The organism is Paraburkholderia nodosa (assembly GCF_001718195.1).
GTDB lineage: Bacteria > Pseudomonadota > Gammaproteobacteria > Burkholderiales > Burkholderiaceae > Paraburkholderia > Paraburkholderia nodosa_A.
The window spans coordinates 79360-96261 of the sequence record NZ_MCNV01000018.1; the positions used below are offsets into that span (position 1 = coordinate 79360).

13 protein-coding genes are annotated in these 16902 nt (G+C 64.9%); 7 read left to right on the top strand and 6 right to left on the bottom strand.

Annotated features, from left to right (window positions below; translation table 11 throughout):
• Positions 1-99: 99 nt before the first annotated feature.
• The gene (locus tag BFD71_RS26285) at positions 100-963 is read right to left on the bottom strand and encodes an IclR family transcriptional regulator (RefSeq protein WP_069267245.1); all 864 of its coding nucleotides are present in this window, start codon (positions 961-963) and stop codon (positions 100-102) included.
• 332 nt (positions 964-1295) lie between these two features.
• On the opposite strand from BFD71_RS26285, the gene BFD71_RS26290 reads away from it, so the two are divergent.
• The 4 genes from BFD71_RS26290 (at position 1296) to BFD71_RS26305 (ending at position 7590) form a co-directional block, all read left to right on the top strand.
• Positions 1296-2711, top strand: a complete 1416-nt coding sequence (locus tag BFD71_RS26290) for an NAD(P)/FAD-dependent oxidoreductase (RefSeq protein WP_069267246.1) — start codon at positions 1296-1298, stop codon at positions 2709-2711.
• Positions 2712-3341: 630 nt separating this feature from the next.
• Positions 3342-4811 carry an amino acid permease gene (locus BFD71_RS26295; RefSeq protein WP_083245483.1) on the top strand — a complete coding sequence of 490 codons (1470 nt, stop codon included), beginning with the start codon at positions 3342-3344 and terminating at the stop codon, positions 4809-4811.
• Between the two features lie 44 nt (positions 4812-4855).
• Complete coding sequence (locus tag BFD71_RS26300; RefSeq protein WP_370684314.1) at positions 4856-5866, top strand: AAA family ATPase; 1011 nt, start codon at positions 4856-4858, stop codon at positions 5864-5866.
• Positions 5863-7590, top strand: coding sequence for a cobaltochelatase CobT-related protein (locus BFD71_RS26305; RefSeq protein ID WP_069267247.1), 1728 nt, complete (start codon positions 5863-5865; stop codon positions 7588-7590). Before BFD71_RS26300 ends, BFD71_RS26305 begins: the two co-directional genes overlap by 4 nt.
• A gap of 60 nt (positions 7591-7650) precedes the next feature.
• On the opposite strand, the gene BFD71_RS26310 is transcribed toward BFD71_RS26305, so the two are convergent.
• The 5 genes from BFD71_RS26310 to pdxR all read right to left on the bottom strand — a co-directional run bounded on the left by BFD71_RS26310 (position 7651) and on the right by pdxR (position 13692).
• Positions 7651-8412, bottom strand: a complete 762-nt coding sequence (locus tag BFD71_RS26310; RefSeq protein WP_069267248.1) for a sulfite exporter TauE/SafE family protein — start codon at positions 8410-8412, stop codon at positions 7651-7653.
• Complete coding sequence (pta, locus tag BFD71_RS26315; protein ID WP_069267249.1) at positions 8409-9449, bottom strand: phosphate acetyltransferase; 1041 nt, start codon at positions 9447-9449, stop codon at positions 8409-8411. Before pta ends, BFD71_RS26310 begins: the two co-directional genes overlap by 4 nt.
• A gap of 166 nt (positions 9450-9615) precedes the next feature.
• Entirely contained in the window at positions 9616-11427 is a 1812-nt protein-coding gene (gene xsc / locus BFD71_RS26320) for a sulfoacetaldehyde acetyltransferase (protein ID WP_069267250.1), read from the bottom strand.
• Between the two features lie 158 nt (positions 11428-11585).
• The gene (locus tag BFD71_RS26325; RefSeq protein WP_069267251.1) at positions 11586-11990 is read right to left on the bottom strand and encodes a nuclear transport factor 2 family protein; all 405 of its coding nucleotides are present in this window, start codon (positions 11988-11990) and stop codon (positions 11586-11588) included.
• Between the two features lie 151 nt (positions 11991-12141).
• Positions 12142-13692, bottom strand: a complete 1551-nt coding sequence (pdxR, locus tag BFD71_RS26330) for a MocR-like pyridoxine biosynthesis transcription factor PdxR (RefSeq protein WP_069267252.1) — start codon at positions 13690-13692, stop codon at positions 12142-12144.
• Positions 13693-14260: 568 nt separating this feature from the next.
• On the opposite strand from pdxR, the gene BFD71_RS26340 reads away from it, so the two are divergent.
• From BFD71_RS26340 to BFD71_RS26350, 3 genes are read left to right on the top strand one after another with little or no spacing between them, the layout of a single operon-like run.
• Entirely contained in the window at positions 14261-15085 is an 825-nt protein-coding gene (locus BFD71_RS26340) for an ABC transporter permease (protein ID WP_256094933.1), read from the top strand.
• Positions 15086-15108: 23 nt separating this feature from the next.
• Positions 15109-16128 (top strand): taurine ABC transporter substrate-binding protein, encoded by a 1020-nt coding sequence (locus BFD71_RS26345; RefSeq protein ID WP_069267254.1) that lies wholly within the window; start codon positions 15109-15111, stop codon positions 16126-16128.
• A gap of 36 nt (positions 16129-16164) precedes the next feature.
• The gene (locus BFD71_RS26350; protein ID WP_069267255.1) at positions 16165-16902 is read left to right on the top strand and encodes an ABC transporter ATP-binding protein; all 738 of its coding nucleotides are present in this window, start codon (positions 16165-16167) and stop codon (positions 16900-16902) included.

Here is a 16902-nt window from a genome sequence, read left to right on the forward strand (position 1 = left end):
GGATGCCGACCGCAAGCGGCGATCGTGCGCACGGGCCGAAAGTGAAACGGAAACTGCCGAAACGGAATCAGAAAGCCACGGCGCTGCGCCGGGGCCCGCTCAGGCGAGCGAGAGCCCCTGGAGCAGCGGCGCGAGCCGGCTCGCCGTCTGCTTCATGCGGCCCACCGACTCCAGCAGTTCCTCGAGGGTCGCGCGCGCGGTCGGGGCATGCACGGCGAGCGCGGCGAGCACGCGTTTGCTGGCGGGGTCGCGCACGGGCACCGCGATCGCCACCATGCCGCGCACGAACTCTTCGTTGTCGATGCCGATGCCGCGCACCGCGAGCTGTTCAAGCTCGGCCGCGAGCGCCTTGGGGGCGGTCAGGGTGCGGTGTGTCATCTTCGTCAGCACGAGGCGTTCGAGCAGCGCGTTGCGCTCGAGCACGCTCATCTGCGAGAGAAAGAGCTTGCCGCTCGCGGTGCAGTGCAGCGGAACATGCATGCCCGGACGCATCTCCATGCGCAAGGGCTCCGTCGTCTCGACGCGCTCGATATAAAGCACGCGGTCGTCGTCGAGCGCGGTGAGATTGCAGGTTTCGCCGAGCGATTCCACGAGGGTGCGCAGCAGCACGCGGCACGAACGCGTGAAGGTGTTGTTGGCGAGGGTGGCGAGCGCGAGCTGCGCCGCCCGCGGGCCCAGCGCGATGCTGCGGTCGTGCCCGCGCGAATCGGGCATATGGATCACGTAGCCGCGCGCTTCCAGCGAATCGATGAGCCGCAGCAGCGTCGCCTTGGGAATGTGCAGCCGGGCGGACAGCTGTGAAAGCGTATACGGCTGGCCCGCGGACGCCAGTTGCTCCAGCACCACGAGCGCGCGCAGCACGCGGGCGTCGTCCGCCGACGTCTCTTCGCGCAGCGCGGGGGCGTGGTCGTGCGCCCTGATTTGCGGTGGGGTTTGCGTCGTCGCTCGCGCTGTGTCGCGCATCGGTCTCCTCCTGAAGAGCATGGAAATGAAACGAATTGTTCGAGTTTCCGGGCTTTTTTCAGTATGAGCGCAAAGTGCGCGGCGTTACGTAGCGGATTACCCCGATATGTCATGCAAATGATTCCCGCGCCGTATCAGGCCGCTGTACCAGGCGATACCGGTCCACTGGCTCTACCTGCGCAATTCTGGTCTGCCTAGAATTTTTCCCAACAGAGCGCCAAAGAACGACGACAGCTTTGCAAGGAGACAGGCATGACGAACAGGCAGTCGGCAGGAACCGCTCTCGCAGCGGAGCGTGCGAGCGTCTTCACGAAGCCTGTGGAGCATTGATCATGGGATACAGCACAGTCGATCCCACCGCCGCCGGCTTTGCCGCGAGCGATTGTGGCTCCACGAAGTACGACCCAAGGTACGATCCGCTCGTCTCGCCGGGCCCTGGCGTCGGCAAGGATTACGCGCCGACCTACTGGGTCGCGACGGCGGGCAGCCCGCCGCCCGACGACGGGCCCGTCACGAAAGATCTCGACGTGGATGTCGCGATCATCGGCGCGGGTTACACGGGGCTCGCCACGGCGCTCTGCCTCGCACGCGAGCATGGCATCAAGGCCGTGGTGCTGGAGGCGAACCGCACGAGCTGGGGCTGCAGCAGCCGCAATGGCGGACAGGGGCAGAACGCCTCGGGGCGCCTCTCGCGTTCGCAATGGATCGAGCGCTGGGGCAAGGATATCGCCCTGAAAATGCACGACGAGATCCAGCAGGGCTTCGATCATTTCAAGGAGCTCGTTGCCCAGATCGATTGCGATCCGCAGCCGGGCGGTCACTTCCTGATCGCCCACCGGCCGCGCATCATGGCGAAGCTCGCCGCCGAGGCGAAGGTCTGGAAGGACGTATTCGGCTACCCGTCTGAGCTATTGAGCGCGCAGACGTTTCGCCGCGAGTTCGTCGACGACCACGAGGCGGCCGGCGCGCTGCACGAGCCCGAAGGGATCGGCATTCACGCGCTGAAGCTGGCGTTCGGTTATCTGCGCCTCGCACGCGCTGCTGGCGCGAAGGTCCACACGAGCAGCCCGGTGATGGGATGGGAGACCATCAACGGCGTGCATCACTTGCGTACGCCGGGCGGCATCGTGCGGGCGCGGGCGGTTGGCATTGCGACTGGTGCATACACGGCGCAGACGCTGCATCCCACGCTGCGCAGCAAGGTCATGCCGATTCTCTCTAACTCGATGGTTACGCGTCCGCTTACCGAAGCCGAGATTGCCGCTTGCGGCTTTCGGACGACTCAGGTGCTTACGGATACGCGCACGTTGCGCTTTTACTATCGGTTCTTGCCCGATTTGCGATTGCAGATTGGCAGCCGTAGCGCGATTACCGGCGAGGATGCGCCTAATCCGCGGCATCTCGAGCTGCTCAAGGAAGGCATGGCGCGCAAGTTTCCGGCGCTGCGTGGCGTGCAGATCGATTATTCGTGGTGGGGGTGGGTCGATGTGAGCCATGACATGATGCCTCGGGTGTGTCAGCCCGATCCGCGGCAATCGGTGTTTTACGCACTTGGCTATGGGGGTAATGGCGTGTCTTATTCTCAGCAGGCGGGGAGGCGGCTTGCTGAGCGTATCGCGGGTAAGGGTGGACAGCTTACGCTGCCGATTTTTACTACGCCGTTGCCTGGGCATCCGTTTGCGCCGTTCCGGCGGATCGGGCAGAGGATGCTTTATTGGCAGTATTTCAGGCGGGATGAGAAGGCTTGAAGGTTTGGGTTTTGAGTTTTCTTGTGTTCGCGTCGGTCTGCAGGCGTTGCCCCTGTGCGGGGCGGCACCTACTTTCTTTGCGGCGGCAAAGAAAGTAGGCAAAGAAAGCCGCTCAAACCGCCAGCGCCTGCCACAGTTCACATCTCGACGTACATGGTGAATGGCTCCGGAGCGTCTGTCACCTCTCGCCCCCAAACGGAGTGACAAGGCGCTCATCCTTCCGGCGGCGCTCCGCGCGCCGAAGGGCATAACCAAACACCAACGGGGCACGAGTTTTCGCGAATGCACATTCATGCCCCCCGTTTTCCCTTGCAGACCCAACCGCAGCGCGCGAAGCGAGCAGCGGGATGAATGAGCGCCTTGTCACTGACATTGAAGGTGCGAGGCGACAGACGCTCCGGAGCCATTCACCATTTATGGCGAGATGTGAACTGTGGCAGGCATTAGCGGTGTGAGCGGCTTTCTTTGCCTACTTTCTTTGCCGCCGCAAAGAAAGTAGGTGCCGCCCCGCACAGGGGCAACCCAGGCAGACCGACGCGAACACAAGAAAACCCACAAAACCCAAAACAAAAAAAAAGCGCCACCCAAAAAGGCGCGCCGAAAACCGAATCCGATATCTGTGGAGGTGACATGCAACCCCCGAAGGAAAACCAGGAACTGAAGTGCGGCCTAAAGCAGCGCCACATGACGATGATCGCGCTAGGCGGCGTGATAGGCGCCGGCCTCTTTGTCGGCAGCGGCGTCGTGATCCAGCAAACCGGCCCCGCCGCCGTGCTCTCCTTCCTCATCACCGGCGGCCTCGTCGTGCTAGTCATGCGCATGCTCGGCGAAATGGCCTGCGCCATGCCCGCAGTCGGTTCGTTCTACGAATATGCACGCCTCGCCTTCGCCACCTGGCGCGGACCGGGCAAGCTGGCCGGCTTCCTCACCGGCTGGATGTACTGGTACTTCTGGGTCATCGTGGTCGCCGTCGAGGCGGTGGCAGGCGCCAAGCTCGTCCAGTTCTGGCTGCCCGACGCGCCCGCGTGGCTCATCAGCCTCGTATTGCTCGTGCTCCTGAGCGCAACGAACCTGATCTCGGTGGGCAGCTACGGCGAATTCGAATTCTGGTTCTCCTCGATCAAGGTCGCGGCGATCATCGTTTTCCTCTTTCTCGGCGGCCTCTATGTCCTTGGATTGTGGCCATCGTCGCTGCATACGACTGCCGTATTGCCGACGCTGCTCGGCCATGGCGGCCTCATGCCGAAGGGCATCGGGCCGGTGTTGAGCGGTGCCGTCGCGGCAACGGGCTTTTACTTCGGCGCGGAGATCGTCACGATCGCGGCGGCCGAGGCGCGCGAGCCCGCCAGGGCCGTCGCGAAGGCCACGAACTCGGTCATCACGCGCGTGCTCGTGTTCTACGTGGGTTCCGTGCTGCTCGTGGTCGCGCTCGTGCCGTGGAATTCGCCGGCCATGTCGACGCCCTATGTGAGCGCGCTCCAGGTGATGGGCTTGCCCGCCGCCGCGAACATCATGAACGCGATCGTGCTGACCGCCGTGCTCTCCGCGCTCAACTCGGGGCTCTATGCGGCCTCGCGCATGCTGTTCGCACTGACCCGCCACGGCGACGCCCCGGCGGCGCTCGCGAAAGTCAACCGTCGTGGCGTGCCGGTGCGCGCGATCCTGCTTGGCACCGTGTTCGGCTATGTGTCGGTCGTGATGTCGTACGTGTCGCCGGATACGGTGTTCGCGTTCCTCGTCAACTCGTATGGCACGGTCGCGATCTTCGTCTATCTGCTGATTGCCCTGTCGCAACTGCGCCTGCGCAAGCGCCTCGATCAGGCAGCCGTTGGCGAACTGCGCGTGAAGATGTGGTGCTTCCCCTACCTCACGTGGGTGGCGATTGCCGGCATGGTGGGCACTCTCGTCGCGATGGCGTTCATCCCCGAGCAGCGCAAGCCGCTCTGGCTTGGCGTGGCGAGCCTCGCCGTGCTGCTCCTCACCTATGCATGGTTGCAGCGCCGCGCGCGCATCCGCGAGCGTGCCCGCGAGTACGCGCCGTCCTTCGCGACGTGGCCGCCCGCCGCAACCGGGACGGGCGCGGGCCGCTACGGCAAATGAATCCGCAGCCTGCATGCAGTCATGAACGTGACAAGGAGAACGCGATGACCACGGAACGCGCGATGGAGGGCCCGGACCGCCTGGTGTCGGTGCGCGAACGCTTCGGCTTCGATTCGAATCTCAGGGTGCCGGCCTTCGGAGGCGAGCGCGACGCCCACGTGCCGGACGTCGATGAGGCCTATCGCTTCAACCCCGAAGTCACGCTCGCGATACTCGCCGGCTTCACGCGCAACCGGCGGGTGATGGTGCAGGGGCTCCACGGCACGGGCAAGTCCACACATATCGAACAGGTCGCCGCGCGCCTGAACTGGCCCTGCGTGCGCGTGAATCTCGACGGCCATATCAGCCGGCTCGATCTCGTCGGCAAGGACGCGATCGTGGTGCGCGACGGCCGCCAGGTCACGGAGTTCCAGGAAGGCATCGTGCCGTGGGCGCTGCAGCGTCCGGTCGCGCTGATCTTCGACGAATACGATGCGGGGCGCCCCGACGTGATGTTCGTGATACAGCGCATTCTCGAGCGCGACGGCAGCTTCACGCTGCTCGACCAGAATCGCGTGATCCGCCCGCACGCCCACTTCCGCCTTTTCGCGACCACCAATACGATCGGCCTCGGCAATCTCAACGGCCTGTATCACGGCACGCAAATGCTGAATCACGCGCAGATGGACCGCTGGAACGTGGTCGCCACGCTCAACTACCTGCCGCGCGAGGAAGAGGCCGGCATCGTGCTCGCCCGCGTGCCGGAGATGACCGACGACGCGGGCCGCCAACTCGTCGATTCGATGATCAGCATGGCGGCAATGACGCGCAAAGGCTTCGCGACCGGCGATCTCTCCACGCTGATGTCGCCGCGCACCGTGATCGACTGGGCCGAAAACTGCCAGATTTTCCGCGATCCCGCGCTGGCGTTCCGGCTCACGTTCCTGAACAAATGCGACGAGGCGGAGCGGCCGATCGTCGCCGAGTATTACCAGCGCTGCTTTGGCGTCGAGCTGGACCCAGCGTCCACAGCGAAGGGCGGGGAGGGCGGCGAACCGCGGGAGCCGCGCGCGTGAGCACCACGCCCACACCCGAGGCTGTGCGCACCGCGCTGCGGCGCGAGTCGCTATGCGCGGCCGCCGTGCGCGCGCTCACCGGCGACGCCGCGCTCCACTATCGCGGTGGCCGGCTTTGCCGCGAGTCGCGGCCCTTGCCGCTCTATGCGCCGCATCTGCGCAGCAACGTCTACGAGGACGAGTTCGCCTCGCTGCGCGGTGCCGCGGACGCGGCCGCGCAACGGCTTCGCCATTCCGACGCGGCTTTGCACCGCCTGCTGGCTCCCGAGGCGCCGACCGAGCGGCTGCTGTTCGATTTGTTCGAGCAAGTGCGCTGCGAGGCGCAATTGCCGCCCGGCATGCCGGGACTCGCGCACAACCTGCGACATCGCTTCGAAACGTGGTCGCGCGCATATTGCCGGGCGGGCTTGACCGAAGGCCATCTCGGCATCCTGCTCTATACGGTGGCGCAGATCGTCTGGTCGCGCGTGAGCGGCTGGCCCGTGCTCGACGAGACCGAGGATCTGATCGAAGCGACGCGCGCCGGCATCGTGCCTGCAATCGGCGTGCAGCTTGCGGGGCTGCGTACGACTCGCGCAGATCAACGCGCCTATGCGGCGCATGCGCGCGAGCTGGCGCGCCGCGTCGCGATGATGCTCGACGATGCGCGCGCGGCAAATGCAGGGGACGACGCCGAGGAAGCGCACGCACCCGACGACGCCTTGACGTCGTTCTCGCTGTGGGTCGACTTCGACGAAACGAGTGTCGAGCTGCCCGCACTCGCGCCGACCGGCGTGAGCCGCGTGCTGGCCGAAGCGGCGAATGGCTATCGCGCATACACGACGCAGTACGACCGCGAGATCCGGCCCGCCACGCGCGTGCGCGAAGCGCTGCTGCGCGAGTATCGCGAGCGGCTCGATGAGCGCATCGCCGCGTGCGGCATCAACGTTGCGCGCCTGGCGCGCGCGCTGCAGACGGCGATTGCGGTGCCGCAGCGCGATGGCTGGCTTTTCGGCGAAGAGGACGGCCGCATCGACGGCAGACGCCTCGCGCAGGTCGTCAGCTCGCCCGCAGAGCGCCGCGTGTTCAGGCGCGAGCGATTCGAGCCGCGCAGCGATTGCGTAGTGGGCTTCCTGATCGATTGCTCGGGGTCGATGAAGGCGCATATCGAGCCCGTCGCGATGATGGTCGATCTGCTCGCCCGTGCATGCGAGCAGGCGGGAATCGCGACCGAAGTGCTCGGCTTCACGACGCTCGCCTGGAACGGCGGCCGTGCGCGTGCGGACTGGCTCGCGGGCGGGCGGCCACCGCATCCGGGGCGCCTGAACGAGACCTGCCACATGGTGTTCAAGTCCGCCGACGAGAGCTGGCGGCGCGCTCGCCCGGCCATCGCCGCGCTGCTCAAGGCGGACCTGTTTCGCGAGGGCGTGGACGGGGAGGCCGTCGAATGGGCATGCGCGCGGCTCGCGGGCCGCGCCGAGGCGCGGCGCATTCTCGTCGTGATTTCGGACGGCAGCCCGATGGACACGGCCACGGCGCAGACGAACGACGCGTTCTATCTCGACAATCACCTGAAGGAGGTGGTCGCGCGCCACGAGGCAATGCGCGACGTCGACGTGATCGGGCTCGGTGTCGGGCTGGACCTCAGTCCTTACTACCGGCATTGCGTTGCGCTCGACTCCGCTGAGCCTCTGGACATGAAGCGGCTGGTCGCTCTCGCGCAATGGATCGGTGCGCCGCGTTAGTGCGATGGAGGCACCCTGTGCACAGGTGTCGATTCCTGCACGGGCCATCCGCAGCTCACATCAAACCAACAGTTCCTTCATCGCACACAGCACGAGCGAGGCGCCGATGATCATCAGCACGCCGAACGCCAGCCTGCGCATCGCGAGGGAAGACAGCGGCGGCGGGTAGTGGCGCGCCGCGAGCGTCATCAGCATCACGACCGGCGCGGCGAGCGCGGCCTCGATGCAGATCGAAGCGGGAAGCTCGCCCTCCCAGGCGCTGAACATCACACGTACAAGCGACGTCACCGTGAAGAGCAGGATCAACGCGCAGCGAATCTCGATCAGCTTGAGCGGCTGGCGATAGAACTGGAAGATGAGCGGCGGCCCGGACACGCCGAACATGCCGCTCAGCAGGCCGCCGAATACGCCGCTCACGAAAAAGCTGCGGTTCCCCGAGCGTTGGGCGAGCGGCACGGGCCGCAGCGCGGCGCTCAAACCGCCATACAGCACGACGGCGCCGAGCAGCAATTGCAGCATGCCGGAGGCCGAGGCGCTCAGGTAGTCGAGCACCATCACGCCCACTACGACCGAAGGCAGCACGCCGAGCGTCGCGGCGCCCACGGCCCGCCAGTCGATATGGTGGAGCTTGCCGGGCAGTGCGGCCGCGCTGTTCGCGAGCGTAACGAGGCTCAGCAGGGTGGCGATGCTTGCGAGCGGCGCGAGGCTGAAGCCGCTCGTGGCGCCCATCACGATCATGCTGAGGCCGAAGCCCGTGATCGTCTGAAAATAACTGGCTGCGCCGATCAAGGCGATCAGCACCAGGACCTTCTCATGCGTCATGCTGCGTGGGGTTCCTTCGAGTGAGTGACGTCGCGTTGGCGGGCCGTCTGCGCCTGGACCGCCGTGGTGGCGATCACGTAATAGATATCCTCGGGGCAGCAGCCGCGAGAAAGATCGTTGGCAGGCCGGTTCAGGCCCTGCATCAGCGGGCCGATGGCCTTTGCGCCGCCAAGACGCTCGGCGAGCTTGTAGCCGATATTGCCCGCATCGAGATTCGGGAAGACCAGCACGTTCGCGTGGCCGCCGCACTGCGAGTGCTCGATCTTGCGCTCGGCGATCTCCGCCACGAGCGCCGCGTCGAGCTGCACGTCGCCGTCCACGCAAAGGGCGGGGCGCTGCTCGTGCACGCGCCGCGTCGCCTCGATCACCTTGTCCACGTTCGCATGGTGGGCGCTGCCGCTCGTCGAGAACGACAGCATCGCGACGCGCGGCTCTTCCATCAGCAGGCTGCGCGCGCTGTCGGCGGCGGCCATGGCGATCTCGGCGAGCTGTGCGGCGTCGGGGTCCACCACGAGCGCGCAGTCGGAAAAGATCAGGCCGCCTTTGTAGCGATGAAACGGCTCGCACAGCATCATCAGGAAGAAGCTCGAGACGAGCTTGAACGACGGCTCGACGCCGATCAGCTGGATGGCCGAGCGCACCACGTCGGCGCTCGTGTGAACGGCGCCTGCCACCGAACCGTCCGCGTGGCCGAGACGCACCATCAGGTTGGCGAAGACGAGCGGCTTCGCGGCGTCGTCCCACGCGAGCGCGGGCGTCATGCCCTTGGCACCGCGCAGCGTGACCAGTTCGTCGGCGAAGGCCGCGCGCCATGCGCTTTTTTGCGGGTCGATCAGCATGATCTCGCCGAGATCGACCGACTCGCGCGCCGCGGCCGCACGGATCGCGCCCGGTTCGCCCAGGAGCATGATGCGCGCAATGCCCTCCTGGTGCGCGCGCGCCGCGGCGGCGACCACGCGTGGGTCATCGGCTTCGCACAGCACGATGCGCATGGGCACGAGGCGGGCACTTTCGACGATACGGTTCAGGGCTTTCATGGTGTCATGGGCTCATGGACGCACAAACGGACGGACTCACGCCAGCAGTTGGCGTGTCCAGACGAAAACCGGCCACAAGCGGATGCTCCGCCTGCGGCCGGCGATCGGAGGCAGCCCGCGCGCACCTGCCTGCAACGTACGGCGCGCGCGGGCTGCGGCTGGCCCTTCAGACGAAGTCCTTGTACTTGTCGAGCAGGCGCACGGGCTTAGAAAGCGCGTCGCGGCGGAACGGATCGCCGAGTTCGCGCGTGCACATGATCTCGACGATGGTCGTCTTGCCCTGGTTCATCTGCAGATCGATCGCGCGCTTGAGCGCCGGGCCCACGTCCTCGAGCTTGTCCACCACGATGCCTTCCGCGCCCATCGCCTTCGCAATGCCGGCGAAGCTCGGGCTGTCCAGCTCGCCCGCCACGAAGCGGCGATCGTAGAAGTCCACCTGGTTCTTCTTCTCGGCGCCCCATTGGCGGTTATGGAACACAACGGCCGTCACCGGAATGTTGTGGCGCACGCAGGTGAGCGTTTCCATCAGGCTCATGCCCCAGGCGCCGTCGCCCGCATACGAGATCGCGGGGCGATGGGGTGCGGCCACCTTCGCGCCGATGATGGTCGGGAACGCATAGCCGCAGTTGCCCCAACTCATCGCGGCGAACAGGCTGCGCGGCTTGTTGAAGCGCAGATAGCTGTTCGCGACGGAGTTGATGTTGCCGATGTCGGTCGACACCATGACGTCCTCGGGCATCGCCTTCTCGAGCTCGCGCAGCACCTGGCGCGGATGCAGATACTCGCCGCCTGTCGGCGTGCGCTCGTGCTTCTGCTCTTCGATCATGTCGAGGCTGTAGGCGTCGCGCTCGTGCGTCCACGAGTCGAGTTCCTTTTCCCACGCGGCCTTTTCGGTGGCGATCTGGTCGGCGCGCTCGGCGCGGTTGGCGTCGCTCGCGAGCGTGCGGTTCGCGAGGCGCTCGGTCAGCGCCTGAGCCGAAGCCTTCGCGTCGCCGCAAATGCCCACCGAAATCTTCTTCACGAGGCCGAGCATCTTGTGATCGGCGTCGATCTGGATGATCTTCGCGTCTTTTGGCCAGTAGTCCATACCATGTTGCGGCAGCGTGCCGAACGGTCCGAGGCGCGAGCCCAGCGCAATCACGACGTCCGCGCGCGAGATCAGCTTCATCGCGGCCTTCGATCCCTGGTAGCCGAGCGGGCCGCACCAGAGCGGATGATTCGCCGGGAACGAGTCGTTGTGCAAGTAGCTGTTCACGACGGGCGCACCGAGCCGTTCGGCGAGCGCCTTGCACTCCTCGATTGCATCGCCCATCACGACGCCGCCGCCCGAGATGATGACGGGGAACTTCGCGGCCGCGATCAGATCCGCCGCTTCGTTGAGGCTTTCGTCGCCGCCGGGGCCGCGGTCGAGCCGGCGCGGCTGCGGAATCTCGGCCTTGATCTTGCCGTAGAAGTAGTCGCGCGGAATATTCAGCTGGGTCGGGCCCATTTCGGACATGGCGCGGTCGAAGCAGCGCGCGGTGTACTCGGCCATGCGCGCGGGGTTCGTCACGTGGCCCTGGTACTTCGTGAACTCCTGGAACATCGGCAACTGATTCGCTTCCTGGAAGCCGCCGAGGCCGATGCCCATCGTGCCTGCCTCCGGCGTGACGATCACGACCGGGCTGTGGGCCCAGTAAGCCGCCGCGATGGCCGTTACGCAGTTGCTGATGCCGGGACCGTTCTGGCCGATCACGACGCCGTGGCGGCCCGATACGCGCGAGTAGCCGTCGGCCATGTGCGCCGCGCCCTGCTCGTGAACCACAGGAATGAGGCGAATGCCGGCGGGCGCGAAGATGTCCATCGCATCCATGAACGCGGAGCCCATGATGCCGAACATGTCGGTCACGCCGTTGGCCGCGAGGGTTTCGACAAAGGCCTCGGACGGGGTCATGTCCTGCGGGCCGCTGGCCGTCTGGGTAGGGGTCTTTTCGCTCATCAACTGTCTCCGGGTTATCGTTTGACGGAATGCCGTGGTTTGAATGCTATTCGGCGCCCGATGAGGGTCAAGGGATTCCGTCCTTGAGGGGTGAATCTGAAATGGAATGGAACGATTCGTTTCAAAACACTGGCGACCGCTGCGCCGCTGTACGCGGGTCAGGCGGACTGCTTCGGCCGTTCCTTGCGGAACGCGCGCTTCACGGCGATCAGGCCGTCGCGGAACTCGAAGAGATCGCAGCCTTCGGACTCGATCCGCCAGCCTTCGGCATGCGTGCCACTGAACAGCCATTCGGATACGCCGCGTTGGCCCGCGACGTAGTGGCGGCCCTTGCCCCAATGGGCGTCGGGGAACGTGCGGAAGACCGCTTCGAAAGCAGCGCGCACCGCCTCACGCCCGACGAAGCGGGTGCCATACACTTCGGGACCGCCGGCCGCATCGAACACGCAGTCTTCGGTCATGAACCGCATCAGCGCGTCGGCGTCATGACGGTTGAAGGCATCGGAAAAGGCGGCGAGCGTGTCGGCCGTGACGGCGGGTTGGGCGCTGAGCGTGTCTGCCATACGTGTCTCCAGTGGAAAAGCTGGTGCCGCGCGGTGCGCAAGGACTCGCGCGCGGCACGGTATAGCGACACGTTAGGGTTTGCGAGGCGAGGGCGGTAGCACCAGTGCGGAGCTTTCGCCTGGGCCAGCGCCCGGAGACTTCCTGAGAGACTCAAGCGGGCCGCTGCTTGCGCACAACCTCGGCGAGCGCGCGCACGCCGGGTTCGATTTTCTCGAGCTTGATGGCGGAGAAGCCCATACGGAACCATGGGCTGTGTTCGGCCTCGTCGGCGAAGAACACGCCGCCGGGCTCGATCAGGATGCCGGCCTCGCGCGCATCGTCGGCAAGGCGTGCGGAGTCCAGCCACGCCGGCCCCTGGACCCAGCACGAGGCACCACCGCCGATCGGCACGTATCGCACCTCGGGCAGATGGGTGTCGAGCGCCGCCATCAACGCGCGGGCGCGCTCCTTGTAGGCATGCGCGAGCCGGCGCAGGAGCGCGTCGTGGTGTCCGAGCGCGAGGAACGTCGCGAACGCGCGCTGGATATAGGCCACCGGGTGGCGGACCATGAGGCGGCGCAGCGCGCGCAACTCGCGCACGAGTTCCTGCGGGCCGACCACGTAACCGAGACGCAGGCCCGGGGCGAACGTCTTCGAAAGGCTACCCACATAGATCACGCGATCGGCGGTGTCGAGGCTCTTCAAGGCGGGATGCGGCGTGCCGGAAAACGTGTTCTCGCTCTCGTAGTCGTCTTCGATGATCACGAAGTCGTGCTGCTGGGCGAGTTCGAGCAGCGCCTGGCGGCGCGCGATGGGCATGGTGGCCGTGGTCGGGCACTGATGGCTCGGCGTGACGAACACGTAATCGCAACGGGCGAGCGAGTCGCGCAGGCGCACCGGGTCGATCCCTTCGCCGTCGATCGGCAATTCGAGCAGTTGCGCGTTGCGATTCACGAAAATATTGCGTGCATCGGGATATCCCGGATTCTCGAAGCCGACCGTCGTGTTCTTGCCGCAGAGCAGGTCGGCGACGAGATAGAGCGCCTGCTGGCAGCCGTTCGTGATGATGATCTCCTCGGGCATGGCGAACACGCCGCGCCGCGGCAGCACACGCGTGCGGATCTGCTGGATCAGCGACTCGTCATCGCGTTCGATCAGGTCGGGCGCCCAGTTGCGGATCTCCATGATCGAGAGCGCTTTCAGGCAGCACTCGCGCCAGTCGTTGGTCGGAAAGAGCGATTGATCGAACTGCCCGTAGATGAAGGGATATGCGTAGTTCTGCCAATTGGCGGGTTTGACGATGTTGCGCTGGGCGGAGGGCGGGCGCACGATGCGCGAATTCCATGAGGGTGGGGCACGCAAGCCGGCGTCATGGGGCTCGACGACGTCGGGCTGCTGCACTCGTTGTTGCACGCGCTTTTGCACCGTTACGCCGTGCAGGCCCTCCAGCATCTCGGGGTTGACGAAGTGGCCGCTGCGCTCGCGTGAGACCAGATAGCCTTCCTCGACGAGCATCTGGTAGGCGAGCACCACAGTGTTGCGCGCCACGCCGAGCTGCTCGGCCAGCTCGCGGCTCGAAGGCAACGCGGAGTCCGGCGGCAGTTGCCCGTCGAGGATGGAGGCCACCAGCATCTCGCGGATCTGGTGCTGCAGACTTGTCTTCGACTCCGATGACCGTCGGAATTGCTGTGCCCACAGGGCGGACGGGGTACGGGTCGGCATGCTGGCTCCTGTGATTGATGGCGGCGGCGAGACAACGTTTGAGCAACCGTATTGCAGCAAAATCGGCCAGTCAATCGACACACGATATTCAACACTGGCCGTCCAGGTCGATTAGGTAAATTTCGGAGCGACGGTTTGCGACAAGACGGTCAGCGCTGCGCTTTCGGAAGGAAACTCGAGATAGACGCGCGTGCCAGGCCCTTGCTGCGGCGCAGCGCGACCGGTTGGCGGGCGTTGGGGCGGCGCGCGCGCGAAGAAAAATAATCGGAAGAAATCGGCTGGACGGTGCTTGCGGCGCTTCGGCAAAGCGGCAGACAGCGGTCATCCGCCACTGGCCCCATCGGAACTTCCTGCCTGGTACTACCCGCCGTTTTATTGATTGAGAATGCTTGACTAAACGGGCGAGTTCGCGAGTGCGAAATGAAAGAAGCCGAAATTCGCCCTGGTAGCCGCTGACTATACTTGAATTGAGACGGAACCCGAAGCGGACGTGGAACTTCGCGCTGGCGTGCGCATAGTTTTTCAACTTGAGGAGACGGCGGTGAGAGCCCTACCCAGACTAAAGACGATGAAGCATCACGCGGATTCGTCGATCGAGCCGGTCATCAAGATCCGCCGCGGCCGCGGGAAAATGAATGCCTGGTGGCTAACCACTGCAGTGCTCGTGATGTGCGTCGTGCTCTGGCAGGCCGTATCGATGGCGCGCATCTTCCCGCCGTTCGCGCTGCCCTCGCCGGTGGCGGTATGGCAGGCCTTCGTCGAAATCGTCCACAACGGGTACGGCGGCCAGTCGCTCGTCAGCGACATCCTGATTAGTTGCTTTCGCATCGTTATTGGTTTTGTGGGCGCGATTGCGATCGGCGTACCGATCGGGCTGCTGATGTCACGCAACAAGATCGTGTTCGACATCATCGATCCGCTGCTGCAGTTCGTGCGGCCGGTTCCACCGCTTGCCTATATTCCGCTGCTGGTGGTGTGGTTCGGCATCGGCGAATTGCCCAAAGCCATTCTGATTCTGGTCGGCACCATTCCTGTAATCATCATCGGCACGATGTCGGGCGTGAAAAGCACGCCGCCGCTGCGCATCGAGGTTGCCCGCACGCTCGGCGCGACCAACGCACAAATCTTCCGCAAGGTCGTGCTGCCCTCGGCCATGCCGGAGATCTTCACCGCGATGCGCGTGGGTATCGGCGTGGCGTGGACCTGTCTGGTCGCCGCGGAACTGATCGCGGCGAGCAGCGGCCTTGGCTGGCTCGTCCAGTTCGCCGGACAGGCCTTGCAGGTTGCCATCGTGATCGTCGGCATCGTGATCATCGGGTTGATCGGATATGCAATGGAGCTGGCGATTCGCAAGATCGAAAATATCGTCGTACCGTGGCGCGGACATAACTGATCGGGTGAGAGGAGGAGACGACAATGAAAAAGAGGCAATGGGTCTATGGCATGAGCGCGGCTGTGCTGGCGAGCAGTTGTCTGGTTCCTGGCGCGGTGCATTCGCAGAGCAAGCCCGAGGTGATCATCGGCTACGAGGACAACGGCGCCGATCCGTACATGGTATCGATGGCCGAGCATCTGTTCGAAAAGCAGATGAACGCCGATGTCCAGTACAAGCTCTTCAGTTCGGGGCCGGCGGCGATGAGTGCATTGGCATCGAACAGTCTCACGTTCATGTGCGGACTGGGCGTGCCGCCGCTCGTCACGGCGATCGCACAGGGCTTGCCGATGACCATCGTATACAACCAGGAGCGCTATACGAATGCGGCCGGCATCGTGGTCAAGCCGGACAGCGGCATCCACGACGTCGCGGGGCTGCAAGGCAAGAAGATCGCGATCGTCGCCGGCTCGCAGGCCTCGTTCGAACTGGCGACCTTCCTGGCTGCTGCGCATGTGCCGTATGCGTCCGTCACCCAAATCAACATGGCGCCGCCGCAGATGCGCACCTCATGGGTGACCGGTGCGATCGATGCGGCGATCGTCTGGGATCCGGTATTCAGCGCGCTGCGTACGTCTGGCGGCAAGGCGATCAAGACGGACGGAGACTTGCCGCGCGAAGCCTCGAGCTACAACGTCTGTATCGCCAACTCTGACTGGGCGAAGGCGCATCCGGACCTGGTCCGCGGTTTCGTGGCGGCGCTCGACCAGGGCTATCAGGTGACGATGAAGGATCGCGACAAGGCGCTCGCCGAGATGGCGAAAGCAACGGGCGTGACGGTGCCGGTGGCGACGAGCGAACTCGCCGGTTATGAGCTGTTTTCCGGCGCCGATCAGACCACGCCGAAAGTCATGGGCCTCGACGCGGGCGTCAAAACGTCCGCCACGTACCTGACTCTGGTGAATACGGCCAAGGTGCTGAACTCGATTGGCCGCATTCCGAGCGTGCCGGCGAGTTTCGACAACAACGTCGCGCCGCAGTACTCGAAACATCTGGCGCATTGATCCATTGACTGTCTGACTGTCGAGCAGGAGACGAACTTGAACATCGTCATCGATTCTCTGTACAAGACGTTCGGCGCCACATCGGCACTGGAAAACATCAATCTGCAGTTCCGGGGCGGCGAATTCATCACCGTGCTCGGCGCCTCGGGCTGTGGAAAGACGACCTTGCTGCACCTGCTCGCCGGTCTGACTTCGCCCACCAAGGGCAACATCTATATCGATGGCGAGATCAAGGACCAGCCCGGGGCCGACCGAGTCGTCGTATTCCAGCAGGCCGGCTTGTTTCCGTGGCTCAGCGTGGCAGAAAACATCGAGTTCGGGCCGTCACTGCATGGGGTGCCCAAGGCGCAACGGCACAAGGAGTCGGCGGACATTCTGCGCATCATCGGTCTGGAGTCTTTCGCACGACACAAGCCCTATGAGCTGTCGGGCGGCATGCAACAGCACGTGGCAATCGCGCGGGCGCTCGTGATGAAGCCGAAGGTGCTGCTGATGGACGAGCCCTTCGGCGCACTGGATGCGCAGACGCGCAGTTCCATGCAGACGTTCTTGACCGCGCTGTGGGAGCAACTCCACTGCACGGTGGTCTTCATCACCCATGACATCGACGAAGCGATCTTTCTCGGTACGCGTCTCGTCGTGCTTTCGGCGCGGCCGGGGCGGGTGGCACTCGACGTGCCCATCGAACTGGACAGACCGCGTACGCCAGAGGTCGCATTCGAACCGCACTTCCTGGATCTGAAGAAGCGCGCGATGGGCATTCTCGCGCACTGA